Source organism: Pseudomonas paeninsulae, from assembly GCF_035621475.1.
Classification (GTDB): Bacteria; Pseudomonadota; Gammaproteobacteria; order Pseudomonadales; family Pseudomonadaceae; genus Aquipseudomonas; species Aquipseudomonas paeninsulae.
The window spans coordinates 135,180-150,947 of record NZ_CP141799.1 but is presented as its reverse complement, the minus strand read 5'-3'; the positions used below and the strand labels follow the sequence as shown (position 1 = coordinate 150,947).

10 protein-coding genes are annotated in these 15,768 nt (G+C 66.0%); 3 read left to right on the top strand and 7 right to left on the bottom strand.

Translation table 11 applies throughout. The annotated features are described in order from the left end of the window. Positions 1-80: 80 nt before the first annotated feature. The 3 genes from recD to recC all read right to left on the bottom strand — a co-directional run bounded on the left by recD (position 81) and on the right by recC (position 8,813). Entirely contained in the window at positions 81-1,904 is a 1,824-nt protein-coding gene (gene recD, locus VCJ09_RS00665) for an exodeoxyribonuclease V subunit alpha (protein ID WP_324732713.1), read from the bottom strand. An 88-nt stretch (positions 1,905-1,992) separates the two neighbouring features. Next, a complete protein-coding gene (gene recB / locus VCJ09_RS00660; RefSeq protein ID WP_324732712.1) occupies positions 1,993-5,538 on the bottom strand; it encodes an exodeoxyribonuclease V subunit beta in 3,546 nt (1,181 codons plus the stop codon). Further along, positions 5,535-8,813: an exodeoxyribonuclease V subunit gamma gene (recC, locus tag VCJ09_RS00655; protein WP_324732711.1), complete on the bottom strand. Its 3,279-nt coding sequence runs from the start codon at positions 8,811-8,813 to the stop codon at positions 5,535-5,537. Before recC ends, recB begins: the two co-directional genes overlap by 4 nt. A 450-nt stretch (positions 8,814-9,263) precedes the next feature. On the opposite strand from recC, the gene VCJ09_RS00650 reads away from it, so the two are divergent. Next, the gene (locus tag VCJ09_RS00650; RefSeq protein ID WP_324732710.1) at positions 9,264-9,932 is read left to right on the top strand and encodes a haloacid dehalogenase type II; all 669 of its coding nucleotides are present in this window, start codon (positions 9,264-9,266) and stop codon (positions 9,930-9,932) included. A gap of 181 nt (positions 9,933-10,113) precedes the next feature. Then, on the top strand, positions 10,114-11,760 hold the full coding sequence (locus VCJ09_RS00645) for a Na/Pi cotransporter family protein (RefSeq protein ID WP_324732709.1): 1,647 nt from the start codon (positions 10,114-10,116) through the stop codon (positions 11,758-11,760). Positions 11,761-11,808: 48 nt separating this feature from the next. On the opposite strand, the gene VCJ09_RS00640 is transcribed toward VCJ09_RS00645, so the two are convergent. Both VCJ09_RS00640 and VCJ09_RS00635 read right to left on the bottom strand, forming a co-directional pair. Then, positions 11,809-12,426: a nitroreductase family protein gene (locus VCJ09_RS00640; RefSeq protein WP_324732708.1), complete on the bottom strand. Its 618-nt coding sequence runs from the start codon at positions 12,424-12,426 to the stop codon at positions 11,809-11,811. A gap of 63 nt (positions 12,427-12,489) precedes the next feature. Continuing rightward, positions 12,490-13,389 carry an EamA family transporter gene (locus VCJ09_RS00635; protein WP_324732707.1) on the bottom strand — a complete coding sequence of 300 codons (900 nt, stop codon included), beginning with the start codon at positions 13,387-13,389 and terminating at the stop codon, positions 12,490-12,492. Positions 13,390-13,466: 77 nt separating this feature from the next. Here VCJ09_RS00635 and VCJ09_RS00630 point away from each other — a divergent pair, with 77 nt between their 5' ends. Further along, a complete protein-coding gene (locus tag VCJ09_RS00630) occupies positions 13,467-13,979 on the top strand; it encodes a MarR family winged helix-turn-helix transcriptional regulator (RefSeq protein WP_324732706.1) in 513 nt (170 codons plus the stop codon). A gap of 24 nt (positions 13,980-14,003) precedes the next feature. On the opposite strand, the gene VCJ09_RS00625 is transcribed toward VCJ09_RS00630, so the two are convergent. Both VCJ09_RS00625 and VCJ09_RS00620 read right to left on the bottom strand, forming a co-directional pair. Continuing rightward, positions 14,004-14,459: a hypothetical protein gene (locus VCJ09_RS00625; protein ID WP_324732705.1), complete on the bottom strand. Its 456-nt coding sequence runs from the start codon at positions 14,457-14,459 to the stop codon at positions 14,004-14,006. A gap of 200 nt (positions 14,460-14,659) precedes the next feature. After that, complete coding sequence (locus VCJ09_RS00620; RefSeq protein ID WP_324732704.1) at positions 14,660-15,760, bottom strand: DUF6708 domain-containing protein; 1,101 nt, start codon at positions 15,758-15,760, stop codon at positions 14,660-14,662. Positions 15,761-15,768 lie beyond the last annotated feature (8 nt).

Genomic DNA, 15,768 nt, shown 5'->3' with positions numbered 1-15,768 from the left:
CCTGAATAGATCCGCGCGACAGAGTGGCGCGAAGCGGCTACCCAGCGAAAGCGCATCAGGCCACCCTAACAGCCAGGTGTTCAGTCGAACAACGCCAATTGGCCAGCATCCTTACCCGCCGGCGGCACCGGCAAAACCACCACCGCCAGCCGTTCGGCCAATCCCGCCGCGCGCTCGGCGCGGGTGGCCACCGCCTCGGCCAGACGCGCCGGCAGGCCCCAGATTTCCACCTTGTGCTTGGCCCGGGTGATGCCGGTGTAGAACAGGCTGCGACTGAGTAGCGGGCTGGGTTGCTCGGGCAGCGCCAGCAGCACTTCGCTGAACTCCGAGCCCTGGCTCTTGTGCACGGTCATGGCGAAGGCGCTGTCGTGGCTGGGCAGGCGTGCCGGGGCGAAGGGGCGGTAACCGTCCTCACTTTCGAAGAACACCCGCAGGCCGTGTTCGCTGTGCAGGCAGATGCCGATATCGCCGTTAAACAGGCCGAGGGCGTAGTCGTTCTGCCGCACCATCACCGGCCGGCCGACATACCAGCGTTCGCGGCTGGCGACCTGGCTGCGCCTCTTCACCCGTGCTTCCAGCGCTTCATTGATCCCGGCCACGCCCCAGGCACCTTCGCGCTGGGCGCAGAGGGCACGGAAGTCGTTGAAGGCGGCGAAGGCCGCCTGTGGATCGGCGCTTTTCGCCGCGGCGAGAAAGGGCGCGTAGCCCCGGTCCAGCCGCTCGAGCAGATCCTGCGGAGTCGGTTGGGCATTCCAGGCCAGATCGCTGCGCTGTTCCTTGAGCAAATTCAGGGTGCCGCCGACGTCGCCGCCGTTGATCCGCCGCGCCAGCTCACCGATGCCGCTGTCGCCGGCAAAACGGTGGCTGTGAGTCAGCAGCACCACGGCATCGCCCAGGCGTGAAGCCGGCTGTGCGACCAGTACCTGTTGGCCGGTGATGCGTTGCAGGTCGGCGGCCGCCTGGGCGTCGAAGCCGCGGCCCGCGCAGAGCTCGGCGAATACCGCGCCGGCTTCCACCGCACAGAGTTGGTCCTTGTCGCCGAGCAGGATCAACCGCGCGCTGGGCGGGAGGGCATCGATCAGCTTGGCCATCAGCGCCAGGTCGACCATCGAGGCTTCGTCGACCACCAGCACATCCAGCGCCAGCGGGTTGGCCGCGTTATGCCGCACCTGCGGGCTGTCGCCACGGCTGCCGAGCAGACGGTGCAGGGTGCGCGCCTGTTCCGGCAGCGCCGCCTTGACCGCCTCGCTGACCGGCAGGCTGGCCTTGGCATTACGGATCGCCTCGGCCATGCGTGCCGCCGCCTTGCCGGTGGGCGCGGCCAGGCCAATGGCCATTCGCTCACCGCCAGGTTGTTCGAGTAGCGCGGCGAGCAGACGCACCACGGTGGTGGTCTTGCCGGTGCCGGGGCCGCCGGAGATCACCGCCAGCTTGCGCCGTACCGCCTGGGCAGCGGCCAAGCGCTGCCAGTCGGGTTGTTGGACGTTGAAGGCGAACAGGCGAGTCAGGCTTGCGCTCAGTTGAGCCTCGTCGACCGTCGGCAGATCAGCCGCACGGCTTAGTAGCTGCTCGGCGAGCTGGCGCTCGTAGGCCTGAAAGCGCGCTAGATAGAGCCGCCCGTGGTCGAGGATCAGCGGGCTGAAGTCGCCGTCGCCACCGACCAGCGACGAGGCCTGCAGTTGCGCCTGCCACTCGGCCAGGGCCGGCAGACAGAACGCGTGGTCCGCCCAGGGCCGCTGCCCGGCCCGCCGCGCCAGCGGTAGGCAGACATCGCCGTTATCCAGCGCCGCACAGAGCAGCGCCGCCGAGATCAGCACCAGCGGTTCGGCCGCCGGGTCGAGGCGCCGCAGGCTGTCGACCAGGGCACGTTCCAGGGGGCCAAGTGGCAGATCGGCCAGGTTCATAGACCACCCCGGTAAGGCGCGTCGTGCGCGCCGCAATAGCCCGAATGGCTGCGCACGGCGCACCCGACGAATAACACGCGTTCAGGCCTCATGACTTGCCCTCGAACAACCGATCCAGCGCATCCAGCAAGCCATCCGCTGGACGAGAAAAGTACACCCCGGCGCTAGGCATGCCGCGCAGGAACAGGTAATAGGCGCCGCCTAGTTGGCTGCCGTCGAAGTCGGCCAGGCGTTGACGCAGGAAACGCCGGAGCGCCACCAGGTAGATCAGGTATTGCAGGTAGTAATGCTCGCCGGCCAGAGCCTGGAGCAGGCGTTCGCCGCCATAGTAGCTGGCGTCCGGGCCGAGCCAGTTGGACTTGTAGTCGGCGATATACCAGCGGCCGTCGTGCTCGAAAGTCAGGTCGATAAAGCCTTTGAGGAAACCCTTGAGGCTGTCGAACTCCAAACGGGCGGCGGCTTCGCGCATCGGCGCGGCCAGGCCATGAGCCGGATCGGTGAGGATCGCGCGCAGGCGCTGCAGATCGAGATTGACCACTGGAAAGGTGAAGCCCAGCTCCGGCAGGCGGCGCGCCGACTGCAGGCTGGCCAGGGTCAGGCCGGCGCCGTTGAGATCGCTGTCGATCACCTGCTGCAACTGACTCAACGCCACCTCGCTCCAGTCGCAGCTGATGCCATGACCGCGCAGCGCCGGCTCGATCAGCTCAGGCAATGGCGCCTTGCCGCGTGCCCAGTCTTCCAGGATCGCATGCAGGCAGGTGCCGGCGCGGGCGCCGCGGGGGAAGGCGAAGAAGCCGCTACCCGGCTCGCTGGCGGCGGGCAGCACCAGGCTGTCGCGGTCCGGCGCTTCCATGTGCATGCCGGAAGCCAGGCCGGAGAAGCTGCCGATGCGCCAGGCGCTGTGCAGGCTGCGGTTCATGTGGTCCAGCTGCTGGGGCGGCGGTGCGCGGCGCTCACCGGCGGCGCTGGCTTCACTCTCGCGCAGTGCTTGCACGGCCATATGGCCGTGGCTTGAGCCCACCAACTGATCGATTTCGCCGCGCAGGCCGCTGGGGCTGAGCGCTTGCAGATGGCCGGCGAGTTCGCCCAGGGCATCCTCTCCCGGCAACTGGCGACCGTGCAGCAGCCAGGCCAGGGCACTGCTGTGCAAGCCAGCCTCGCTGAGCGTGCCGTCCTTTTTCGGCTTGCAGTCCACCGGCCCCCAGTGCAACCAGAGGCGGTCGCGGGCGCGGGTCAGGGCCACGTAGGTCAGGCGCAGGCGCTCGGCGAAACGCTCATGGCGGGCGCGTTCGCGGTGCGTATCAAAGTCTTCGCCACCCAAATCGAGCAACGGCGCACCGTCGTCGGCATGGCAGGTGATGTCTTCGCTCTGACGCAGCAAGGCGCCGTCCCACAGGTAGGGGCAGAACACCAGGGGGTATTCCAGGCCCTTGGACGTGTGGATGGTGACGATCTGCACCCGCTCGGCATCGCTTTCCAGGCGCAACAGGGCTTCTTCACCGTGGCTTTCGGCGCTGCGCTGGGCGTTGAACCAGCTCAGCAATTGCTCCAGCCCCGGCCGTTGCAGGCTCTCGCTCTGCAGCAGTTCGGCCAGGTGTAGCAGGTTGGTCAGCCGGCGCTCGCCATCGACCAGGGCGAGCAGACGCGGCGCCACCTGCTGCTCGTCCAGCCAGGCGCGGAAGGCGCGCATAAAACCCTGTTGCTGCCAGAGTTGGTGGTAGCGCTCAGCGGCTTCGCGTTCGCTATCCCAGGCCTGGGCGTCGTCCTGGCAGGCCGCCAGATCCGCGGCACTACGGCCAAGCAGGCGGCTGGCCAGGGCGTAGCGCAGCGCACCTTCGCGGCCGGGCTCGGCGTAGGCGGCCAGCACCGCGGCCAGCTCGCCGGCCTCTTCGCTGTGCCAGACGTTTTCCTTGCCGCGGCGCACGCTGGGCACCCCGCGCGCGGCCAGCTCGGCGGCGACGTCTCCAGCCTGACGGTGGCTGGCGACCAGGACGGCGATATCGCCGCCCTTGAGCGGAGTCCGCTCGCCCTGCGCCTCGAAATAGGCCTCGCCGCGACTGCTCGCCGCCAGCAAGGCGGCGATGCGCCGGGCTGTATCGCGGGCGACCAGAGCGCCGGCTTCGCCCTTGCCGAGGTAGTCGTCGTCCAGCCAGACCAGGGCCAAGGGCGCGTCCTGCTCTGCATCGACAACCGGTAGCACCAACTGCGCCCGTGCCCGCTGGCTGGCACCGACTTGCGGATAGCTCAGGCCCGGCTCGGCGAACGGCATGGGCCGGTCGAACAGCTGGTTGAGCGCGGCAATCAACTCGGGGGTGGAGCGGTGGTTGGTGGCCAGGCTGTACTGGCGCGCCGCCTCGTCGCGAGCCTTGAGGTAGGTGGCCAGGTCCGCGCCCCTGAAGGCGTAGATCGCTTGTTTCGGATCACCGACGAAACACAGGTCGCCCTGGTGTTCATAGATCCGCCGGAACACCTGGTACTGCACCGGGTCGGTGTCCTGGAACTCGTCGATCAGCGCTACCGGGTATTGTTCGCGCAGGGTGCCGGCCAGGTGTTCGCCGCCCTCGCCGTAGAGGCCCTGCTGCAGCTTGTTGAGCAGGTCGTCGAAGGCCAGCAGACGCTGGGCGGCCTTGCGCTGCGGCAATTGTTGGTTGAGCTGGCCGATCAGGCGTACCTGCAGGTCGATCAGGCGTTGCTCGGCTTCAGGCTGCGCGGTCTGCAGGGCGTCGCACAGGCCTTGCAGGGCATCGGCCAGCGGACTGTCCGGCGCACTGCTGCCCTTCTTGCTGGCCTTGGCCAGGCCTTCACGCGCCAGCCGCTGGTGCGCCTCGGTCTTGCTGAACAGCGCGGCGGCATCGCTGAAGTAGCCGTCCAGCTCGCCTTGCCAGGCGCCGAGCTTGAGCGGGTTGCACATATTGCTCTTGAAGCCGTCGAAGGCCTTGAGCTGCTGCAGCCATTCACCGCTCAGTTGCTGCCAGCAGTCCCGCGCGTGCTGCCAGGCATTGCGCAGGGCGCTCATCTCGCTGCTGGCACCGGGCTGCGGCTCGATGCGCAGGTAGGGTTTGCCCAGGTGGTTGCGCAGACGCTGGCGCAGGCTCTGCGGCGTCAATTTGTGCTGTACCAGAAAGGCCGCCCACTCCGGCTCGGCGGCGGCCAGCTCGTGGCGCCAGAGGTCGGCGAGCAAGGCGTCGAGAATCTCGCGGTCGTCGTGGGTCAGCTCGTTGTCGAAGTCGCCGCCGGCCTCGAATGCGGCGTCCTGCAGCGCACGCTGGCAGAAGCCGTGGATGGTGAAGATCGCCGCCTCGTCGAAGCCGTGCACCGCCAGCAGCAGACGCCGATGACTGGCCGCGTCCGGGTACTCGGCGTGCAAGCGATTGAGCAACTCGTCCGCGCCGGGGCCGGCGTCGTAGACCGCCAGCAACTCGGCCAGCCGCAAGCGAATGCGCTCGCGCAATTCGGCAGTGGCCGCGGTGGTGAAGGTCACCACCAGGATCTGGCTGACGCTGAGGCGCTTCTCCAGCAGCAGGCGGGCGTACAGGGCGGTCAGGGTCCAGGTCTTGCCGGTGCCGGCGCTGGCTTCGATCAGCGAGCGGCCGGCGAAACTGTCGTGCAGCAGGTCCAACGGTGCGCTCGTCATGCCTCATCCTCGTCACTGCCGCGCAGGGCATCCAGGGCCGGGCCGTAGAGCTGTTCGGCCAGCGCCTCGAAACGTGCGTCCAGCGGGTCGCGGTCGCGGAAGGCCAGGGCGTTCCAGGGGTCCTGACCTTCGCCAGTCATATAATCGTTGCCTTGCCACATGACCCGCGCTTCGCTGCGCGCGGCGTCGAGCGGTTCCTTACGGCCGGGCTTGCGCCATTTACGGGCGAAGCCATAACTGCACTTGGCCAGCACCGGCAGCGGTTCGCACAGCGCGCTTTTATAGGCTTCGAGCCAGGGTTCGAGCAGTTGCAACGGGTTGGCCAACGGCCCCAGGCGCCATTCGCTTTTCGGCGACAGCAGACGGCTGTCGCGGGCGATGTCCGCGGTGGCGGCGCAATTGAGCAGCAGGTGGCGCAGCCAGAACGGCGCCAGCTCCCAGGCGCCGAGATCGCGCAGGCGGTAGTCGAACAGGCCGCTGGCGCTGACGCCGTCGAGCCAGCCGTGGATGCGCACGCCGGCCAGCTGGATATCCACCAGCAGCGGTTGCGGCGCATCACTCGGCCGCTCGTCGAACAGGGTCGGGGCGAAGGCGCGGATCGGCCCACGAATCTGCCCCCAGTGCGCCTGGCCCAGTTCGCCCACCGGCAACCAGCCTGAGGCGGCGGCCACGCTGCGTTCCGCACGCTCGCTCCAGCCTTGCTCGACGGCCCGCAGCGCCAGTTGGCGCAGGCCGTGTTGGCTAGTCCATTCGACGCTGAAGGGTTCGTCGCCGGCCAGGGCTTCCTCGCTTTGCGCCAGGCGCAGGCCGAGGCGCTGTTCCAGCAGGTAGCGCGCCGGGTGCTTGAAGCAGTGGATCAGCTGGCTGGGTTCCAGGGTCAGCTGATCGCCGCCCGGCGCGGCCAGGGTGCTGGCGAAGGGCTGCGGTGCTGCGACCGCCTCACTCAGGCGCTGGGCGGCGCGGAACCAGGGCGCGGCGAAACCGGCCTGTGCGCCACCGGCGAAGTTGCCAGAGGCGAAGGGCTGCAGCGGGTGCTGGTGGGTAATGCGCGCGCTGGCCGTTTGCGTCTGTGGATCGGCGCAGACCGCGGTGAGGTCGATGACATCCAGCAGTTCGCTGACCAGCACCGAGGGTGGCAATACGGCGTTACTGCGCGGGTCGCGGCCGACGTAGCTGAGGTACAGGCCGCCACGCGCCGAGAGCAGGGTTTCCAGCAGCAGGTAACGGTCGTCGAGGCGCCGGGCGCGGTCGCCACGCCGGGGTTTCTGGCCGATCAGGTCGAAGCCGGCGGCCGGGGTGCGCCGTGGCAGGGCGCCGTCATCCAGGCCGAGCAGGCAGACCAGGCGGAACGGCAGGCTGCGCATCGGCACCATGGTGCAGAAGGTCACCGCGCCGGTGAGGAAACCCGAGGCGCCGCCGCCCTGCTCCAGCGCCGACGTCAGTTGCTGGCGGATCAGCGCCAGCTCCAGCGGTCGCTCGATGCCGGAAGCCAGCGCTTGATCCTGCAGCGCCGCGCAGGCTCTGGACAACAATAACAAGGTGTCACCGGCCTCGCGCTCGTCGAACAGGCCGTCGACCAACTGCAACAGGGTCTCGGCCCATTCGCTCAGGCTGCGTGGGTGCTGCAGGCTCTGCGCCAGGGCGGCCAGGCGCTCGACGAAGGCGATCAGGCGCCCAAGCAACTGCGCGCGGCCACCTTCCAGGGCATCCAGCGGCCAGCTGTCGCCGAGCAAGGGAGCCTGTACGCCGGCCAGTTGTGGCGGCGCGGCGAAGCCCAGCAGCAGGCGATCCAGGCCCTGGCGCCAGGTAAAGGCGCTGTCGGCCGGCAGACCCAGTTGCTGGCGATGCGCGCCGTCGCGGCCCCAGCGCACGCCGGCCTCGCGCAGCCAGTCGCGCAGCAACGTCAGGTCCTCGGCTTCGATACCGGCGCGGCGGGCGATCGCCGGCTGCTCCAGCCAGGCGAGGATTTCCTCGGCGGCAAAGCGGCTGTCGGGCAGCGCCAGCAGGTTGAGGAAGGCTTCGATCAGGGGGATTTCCGCGCGCAGGCTGCGGTCGGCCAGGCTGAAGGGAATGCGGGGGCCGGCCATCCGTGGGCCGCCGGTTTTAGCCGCGAAAATCGCCTCGATATAAGGCGCGTAGCGCTCGATATCCGGGGTCAGTACCACCACCTGGTCCGGGGTCAATTCAGGCTCGGTGGCAAAGCGGGCGAGCAACTGGTCATGCAGGATTTCCACCTCGCGCAGCGGCGAATGGGCGATATGCAGCTCCAGCGAGCGGTCGTCCTCGCGCAACAGCAGGCGTTCACCGGCCGGGCGGGTGCGCAGGCGCAGGATGTCGTTCTGCAGCGCCTGCAGCAGGCTGGCGTCGTGCAGATCGTCATCCTCGGAGTACAGGCCGGTTTCCTGACTGCCTTCGGCCGAAGCCAGGGAGAACAGGCTGTCGAAGAAGTCGCGGCCCTGCTTGCCCAGGCTGGCCAGTAACGGATGGCCGACATCCAGGTACCAGTCATCCGGGCTCAGCTCGGGTTGCCGGGCCAGCTCGCGGATATCGCGAATCTCGCCCCAGGCCTCGCGGCAGGGGTTGAGGGCAAAGATCACCACCTCGGTATGCCGCGCCAGGCCTTCGAGCACGCGCAGATGGTGGGTCGGCAGGCTGCTGATGCCGAACACCAGCAGGCGCTCGGGCAGATTGGCGATGGCCGTATCGTCGTACAGGCGGCGCAACAGGTCTTCGAGCAACCGCGCGCGATGCGGATGGCCATCGCGGGTCAGCTCGCGCCAGAGCAGCGCCTGCCAGGCTTCGTCCGGCCCCAGGTCGAGCAGCTCATTGCGCTCCCAGGCGGCCAGCCAGTCGTCGCGATACAGCAGGTATTGGTCGAATACGTCGGCGATCTTGCTGGCCAGCGACAGGCGCCGGCGCTCGTCGCCGCCCTCCAGGTAATGCGCCAGACGCGGCGCCTCGCCCAGCTTGCTCGGCTCGCACAGCCAGTCGTACAGGCGCCAGGCCAGGGTGGTCGGGGCGAACGCCGATTGCTCCGGCAGCTGCCCCAGAACCAGGCGCGACAGGTCCCAGACGAACTTGGCCGGCAACTGCACCTCGAGCTGCATGGCAATGCCCTGCTTGCGCGCCAGCTCCAGGGTCAGCCAACGGCCCATGCCCTGACTCGGCACCACCACCAACGCCGGGGCGAAGGGCTCATGCAGCGGCTGGGCGAGCAGCGTAGTCGCCAGTTCGCCGAGGGTTTCCAGGTCGGGGGCATGATAAAGATTGAGCATGGTTGGCACTGCATCCGTTGCGAAGCGCTAGCAGCCTGTCGGATTCGACCGGCTGTGGCGAGGGGAAGCCCGGGGTCCGACTTTTCGGGTTGAGGCAGTTTTGCTGCTTTTTCGAGGCCAATAGCTGGCTATTTAACGAAAACGCATAGCAAAACTAACCACGCCCGGCTTTCCCACAGTAGGCCAGCGTTAAGTCCGCCAGGCTGCTAGATTAACCAGTCTGGCAGCGCGGGGCGACAGCCAGTGTCGCCCGAGCGCGAGGATACGAGTACACAAGACCAGGAGGCACGAGGAACGCCACGATCTGAGCTTCAAGCTCAAGCTGGAGCGCGGCTTCGGCCAAGCCGACGGCGCCATCAAGCGGTTGCCGAGCCATGCCACTTAGGTGCAAGTGCCGGCAGGGAGCGCGTCTGCCACCCTGGCGTCCAGCAGTCCAATGAGGAAATCGCCATGCCCACCCTTGCCTTCGATGTTTACGGCACCCTGATCGACCCCAGCGACGTCACCCGGCAACTGCGCACGACCCTCGGCGAGCGCGCCGAGGTCTTCTACCAGAGCTGGCGCGACAAGCAGCTGGAGTACAGTTTCCGGCGCGGCCTGATGGGCGCCTACGTGGATTTTGCCCAGTGCACCCGTGAGGCTCTGGCGTTTGTTTGTGCGCAGACCCAGGCCCCGTTTGACGCCGCGGCGCAACAAGGCTTGCTGGATGCCTGGAGCCACCTGCCGGCCTTCGCCGACAGCGCCTCAGGGCTGCTCGCCCTGCAACAACGCGGGATTCGCCTCTATGCCTTCTCCAATGGCAGCCAGGCAGCAGTCGGTGCCCTGCTCAAACAGGCCGGCCTGGTGGACTTCTTCGACGAAATCGTCAGCGTCGAGGCGGTACGTAGCTTCAAGCCGGCGCCGCTGGTTTACCAGCACCTGCTGAGCCGCACCGGCAGCGCCGCCGCAACCACCTGGCTGGTCTCCAGCAACCCCTTCGACGTGCTCGGTGCAAGCCACGCCGGCCTGCGCAGCGCCTGGGTCAAACGCAGTGAACAGGCCCAATTCGACCCCTGGGGCATCGAGCCGGATTTACAGGTCGCCAGCCTGCTGCAACTGGCCGAACGTCTGCCCGACTGAGCACCTACCTGGCCCTTGGCGGTTGGCGCGAACGCCAATCGCCGACTACAGCTTAAGATAAGCCCGATAAAAACTATTCGATCCCGGGCCAGCACTATCGACCTGGGCCCGGCGCCGCGGGTAACCTGCTCCACATCCGTTTGTTGCCCGCACGTGGGCGCCCCTGTCAGGGAGATGCACGATGCTGACCCTGCTCAATCTGCTTTCTGCTGTTGCCCTGCTGATCTGGGGAACCCATATCGTCCGTACCGGCATCCTGCGCGTGTACGGCTCGCAGCTGCGCAAGGTCCTCAGCCACAACGTCAGTAAGCGGCCCCTGGCGTTTGCCGCCGGTATCGGCGTCACCGCCCTGGTACAGAGCAGCAACGCCACCGCGCTGCTGGTCACCTCCTTCGTCGGCCAGGGTTTGATGGCGCTGACGCCAGCCCTGGCGATCATGCTCGGCGCCGACGTCGGCACGGCGCTGATGGCGCGGGTATTGACCTTCGACCTGAGCTGGCTATCGCCACTGCTGATTTTTCTCGGGGTGATCTTCTTCCTCTCACGCCGGCAAACCCGCGCCGGCCAGCTTGGCCGCGTGGGCATCGGGCTGGGCCTGATGCTCCTGGCGCTGGAGTTGATCGTCGCTGCCGCCACGCCGATCACCCAGGCCCACGGGATCAAGGTGCTGTTCGCCTCACTGACCGGCGACCTGCTGCTGGATGCCCTGATCGGCGCCTTGTTCGCCCTGATTTCCTACTCCAGCCTGGCCGCCGTGCTGCTCACCGCGACCCTGGCCGGCGCCGGGTTGATCAGCCTGCCAGTGGCCATTGGCCTGGTGATCGGCGCCAATATCGGCAGCGGCCTGCTGGCCTTCCTGACGGCTAGCCTGCAGACCCCGGCGGGGCGCCGGGTGGCGCTCGGCAGCCTGCTGTACAAGCTGATCGGCCTGATCCTGGTAATCCCCCTGTTGAACCCGCTGGTGAGCTGGCTTGACAGCCTGAACTGGCGCCCGGCCGAGTTGGTAATCGGCTTCCACCTGCTCTACAACAGCCTGCGCTGTGTGCTGATGCTGCCCAGCGTCGGGCCGATGGCGCGCTTCTGCAACTGGCTGCTGCCAGATCGCGCCGACACCGGCGGCGTCGCCCGACCGCGTCATCTCGACCCCACGGCCCTGGCCACACCGAGCCTGGCGCTGGCCAATGCGGTGCGCGAAACCCTGCGCATCGGCGATCTGATCGAGACCATGCTCAACCATCTGCTGGAAGTACTGCGCAGCAACCAGCCGGCGCTGAGCAAGGAGCTGCGCCGCCTGGATGACGATGTCGATGCCCTCTACAGCGCGGTCAAGCTGTACCTGGCTCAGGTGCCGCGTGAGGCGCTCAGCGATCAGGACAGCAGGCGTTGGGCGGAAATTCTCGAGTGGGCGGTCAACCTGGAGCAGGCCGGCAACATCATCGAGCGCATGCTCGGCAAGGTGCAGGACGAAAAAACCGCGCAACGCCATGCCTTCTCCGAGAGCGGCCTGGAAGAACTGACCGGCCTGCACGCCCAGCTGATGGCCAACCTGCGCCTGGGACTCAACGTGTTTCTCTCCGGCGACGCCGAGAGCGCCCGCCAACTGCTCCACGAGAAACGCCGCTTCCGCATCCAGGAACGCCGTCTGGCCCACGCCCACGTCGGCCGCCTGCATCGCCAGGTGGTGCAAAGCATCGAAACCAGCTCGCTGCACATGGAGCTGATCGGCGACATGAAACGTCTCAACTCGCTGTTCTGCAGCAGTGCCTATGCGGTGCTGGGAAGCAAAGAGACAGGCGCGCTGCATGCGGAGGAAGTGGGTGGCGAGTAGCGCCGAGCTATAGGCCCGTCACAGCAAGCCAGCGCCCAGCGCAAGCCCTCAGGCAAACGCCATTACCTCATGCACCGGCTTGCGCGGCTTCTGGGGCCAGTTGCCGGGCGCGGGGTAGCCCGCGGTGACCAGCATGACCGGCACCTCATTTGCGGCCAAGCCAAACTCGCGCGCCACGCCAGCTGCATCGAAACCGCTCATCGGCCCAGTCGACAGGCCCATGCCCTGGGCGGCGAGCATTAGCGTCATCGCGGCCAGGGAAGCAGAGCGCAGCGCCTCGTCGCGTTGTAACTGTGGATTGCCCTGATGCGAGCCCGTGGCCGCGGCGACCCAGCCCTCGACGATTGACTGATCGAGAATGCCCGCGTCGAGCGCCGGCTGCAGCGCATCGGCGAGGCCCTCATGCGCCGCCAGCGTGCCGCAGATGATGAAGGTGACCGGCGCTTCCAGCACCTGCCGTTGCCCGTAGGCCACTGTGTGTAGCCGCGCCTTGGCCTCGGCGGAGCGCACCGCGATGAACGTCCAGTTCTGCAGGTTGTAGGCCGACGGCGCGCGGGTGGCCAGGCCTACCAGTTCGCTGATGACTTGCTCAGACAGATCCCGATCGACTGCATAACGGCCGGTTGAAACCCGCGATTCGATCAGCTGCTTGATGGCGCTGGACATGCAATTCTCCTGGCGAAGGCTATGGGAGAAGCGGCGCAAACTCGATGCCGGTTCAGATAGGTATCAACGGACAACTTGCGGTTGTGGTGTTGACGCCGGGACGCTTGAGGCCCACTGCACCGCCAGGATGCTGCCGAGCACGGTCAACAGACCAACCAGCGACAACCCGGTGATGCTCTGGCCGAGTAATGCCCAGCCCATGACCACCGCCACCAGGGGGCTGAGCAGGCCCAGCGACGACACCGCGACCGGCGCCAGACGGGCAATGCCGCGAAACCACAGGGCATAGGCCAGCAGCGCACCGAACAACGAGAGATAGGCATACCCCAGCATGTGCGTGGTGCTCAGCGTCGGCAGGGGCGGGTCGACAAGCCAGGCCACCGGCGCCAGCATCAATCCGCCTAGCAACAGCTGCCAACCGGTGAGGGCCAGTAGGGGCATGGCCGGACGCCAACGCCGAGTCAAGTAAGTGCCGAGGGCCATGCACGCGGTGCCGACAAACGCCGCCGCGATGCCGATAGGGTCCCACACGGCGCCCGGCGCCAGCAGCAGAGCAGCCATGCCGGCGACCCCAAACAGGCTGGCACACACGGCCAGGTAGGCTGGTTGGCGCCGGTCCAGAGTCCACACTAGCCCAATCACCAGCAATGGCTGAATGGCTCCGACTACGGCCGCCAAGCCGCCTGGCAGGCGATACGCCGCGACAAACAACAAGGCCTGAAAGAAGCCGATATTCAGCGCCGCGAGCACCGCTAAGCGGCCCCACCCGGCACGCTTGGGTAGGTGCCGGCTGTATAGCACCAGCAATATCCCTGCTGGCAGAGTGCGCAGCAGGGCGGCTGTGAACGGGCGGTCCGGCGGCAGCAGCTCGGTGGTGACGATATAGGTCGAGCCCCAGATGGCCGGCGCCAATGCGGTGAGCAACGCATCGACCCAGGTTGGGTAGGTTTTTTCAGCGCTCATGTAATTACCTTCAACTCAAGATATAATTCGAGCCTGACATGAATTAATCTTGATATCAAGACAAGTGAGACTTCCTGATGAGTGCAGATCGACAGCCGGATGCGGTAGACGCCATCCTCGGGCAATGGCGCCGGGAGCGGCCGGATCTGGACCTAGGCCCGATGGCTGCCATCGGCCGGGTCAAACGCTGCTCCGTCCTCCTCGGCCGACTGCTGGACGAGACGTTCGCAACCTTCGGCATGAGCACCTGGGAGTTCGATGTGCTGGCCACGCTCAGGCGCTCCGGGAAGCCTTATTGCCTGGCCCCGACAGCCTTGTTCTCCACCCTGATGATCACCTCGGGCACCATGACCCATCGGCTGAAACGCCTGGAGGCCAGCGGCTGGATCGAGCGCGAAGCCAACCGCGAGGATGCGCGCAGCCTGCTGGTGCGCTTGACCCCGAGTGGACTGGAATTGGTTGACCGTGCCGTGGAGGCGCATCTGGAGAATGAGCGGCGCATCCTCGCACCGCTGAGCGCCGCCGAGCTGGCGGCGCTGGACGCGAGCTTGGCCACTCTGCTGGCGGTGTTGGAGCCGGCCCGCGACTGAGCCTTGCGGGTAATCCTCCCATTTTTAGCACTCGCCAGAAGTAGAGGTCAGGCCATACTCTCCAAAAGCGAAGCCGTTGTTGTCCCACTGCGTGAAATATGGCGCATTGCGCGTCATCTGGTAAGTACCAGGGCTCTTGGGCATCCAAAAAAACCAAGGTATAAAGAAAATAGATGACCACTTAAGATACGAAAATAAAATCATCCATTTGCTGGTGTTATCGAAGTTCCAGCGCTTTTGATTGATATAAAGATCATCTTCTTTTTTCTCATCCAAACTATTGCGCGCTGCCGGCTGTAGTTGCGCATCTACATCCTGCCAAGTATCCAGATTGGCGTAATGCCCCCAGCGCAATTGGGTGCGGGTTGGGCCAGCTCGATTGGCATCCTGCGACCACTTATGTGGAGGTTGAGCTGGAATGGCGTTGCTGCGGTAGGCCGAGTCGGCATAGGACTTCGGCGGGGCTACGGGGGCATTCATACTTTGGCAAAGTCCCTTTGGGTGATCCAGAAAACTGCCGCCTAGGTCCATCGGAGCGCGCCCGGTGGCAGCGGTAAAGGGGCAAAAAACAGGGCTTCGCCGGTGGCGAAACGCCGGACGTCACCGGCGCTGGGGCGCTGGTTTTTCAGGTCGAAGTCGGGTTCTGCGAGGGGCTTTGGCCATTGGGACTGCTGGGTCCTTTAACTGCGCTCGCCCTGCATGCTCGCCGGTTCGCCTAGCGTGCTATTGAAGTAATCCATAAAACTCTGACCTTTGGCGAAGGCCTTTTCGATCTGGACCGTTTGCACCAGCAGCGCGCTACTGGGCTTGGCCCATTGTGCGGGCGGCACGGGCTGCGACCATTGCTCGATGCTGGCGGGCATGACCTTCATGCTGTAGCGGTGGTCCCACTCGGCGACCCAGTAGGGGAAGCGCCACCAGGTGACGATATTGCGCAGGTACCACCAGGCCACGCCGATCGCCGAGCAGTCGCCTTCACGGTAGGCTTCGCGCATGGATTCACGTTCTTCATCAAAGGTGTGGCGACCCTCGTGGGGGGCTTTGCCGGGGCAAAAGGCCGGGCCTTTTTCCATATACACCCGGATGGCTTCCCACTTGGACAGGCCGTGGGCCGGGGTCAGTACACCTTGGTTGAGGAAGTGGGTCTTGTCGGTTTTCGGGTTGTCGAGGGCCATACCCAGGGTATAGGTACTTATGATGCCCTCGCCGGTGGTGCCGGTGCTGATCGAGACCCAGGCCACCAGCTCCTCCCACGGCTGAATGATCGGCTCGTCCGAACCGCTCGGAAAATAGCAGACCTCGCGGCGCTGGCGGTTAAAACGCATGGGCCGGGCGCGGGCTTTTTGCAGGGTGGTGCGGATAACTGCGGTGGCACCTAAAACAGAGAAAAATCCACCACCTAATAGTGCTATGAGCGAGTAAAAACGGAGGCCCTCAAGCATGCTCATGAAATGAGTCATAAATGAACGCTCGTGAGGGTCACCAAAAAACATGGACATTTCAACTAATGGAAGAACTATCAAGCACACAATCAGGATAAACATTACCCCCCAAATCATCAGCTGCGCCTGAAAGGCTTTATTGAAGTTGCTTTGCCCCACATCGAGGTAGGTGTCGTTAACTTCGAGAAAGCTGCCGCCTAGGTCCATCGGTGCGTGTCCGGTGGGCAGCGGCAAGGGGGCAAGAAACAGGGCTTCGCCGGTGGCGAAGCGCCGGACTTCACCGGCGCTGGGGCGCTGGCTTTTCAGGTCGAAGTCGGGGTCTGCGGGGGCTTTGGCCATGGGGGTTG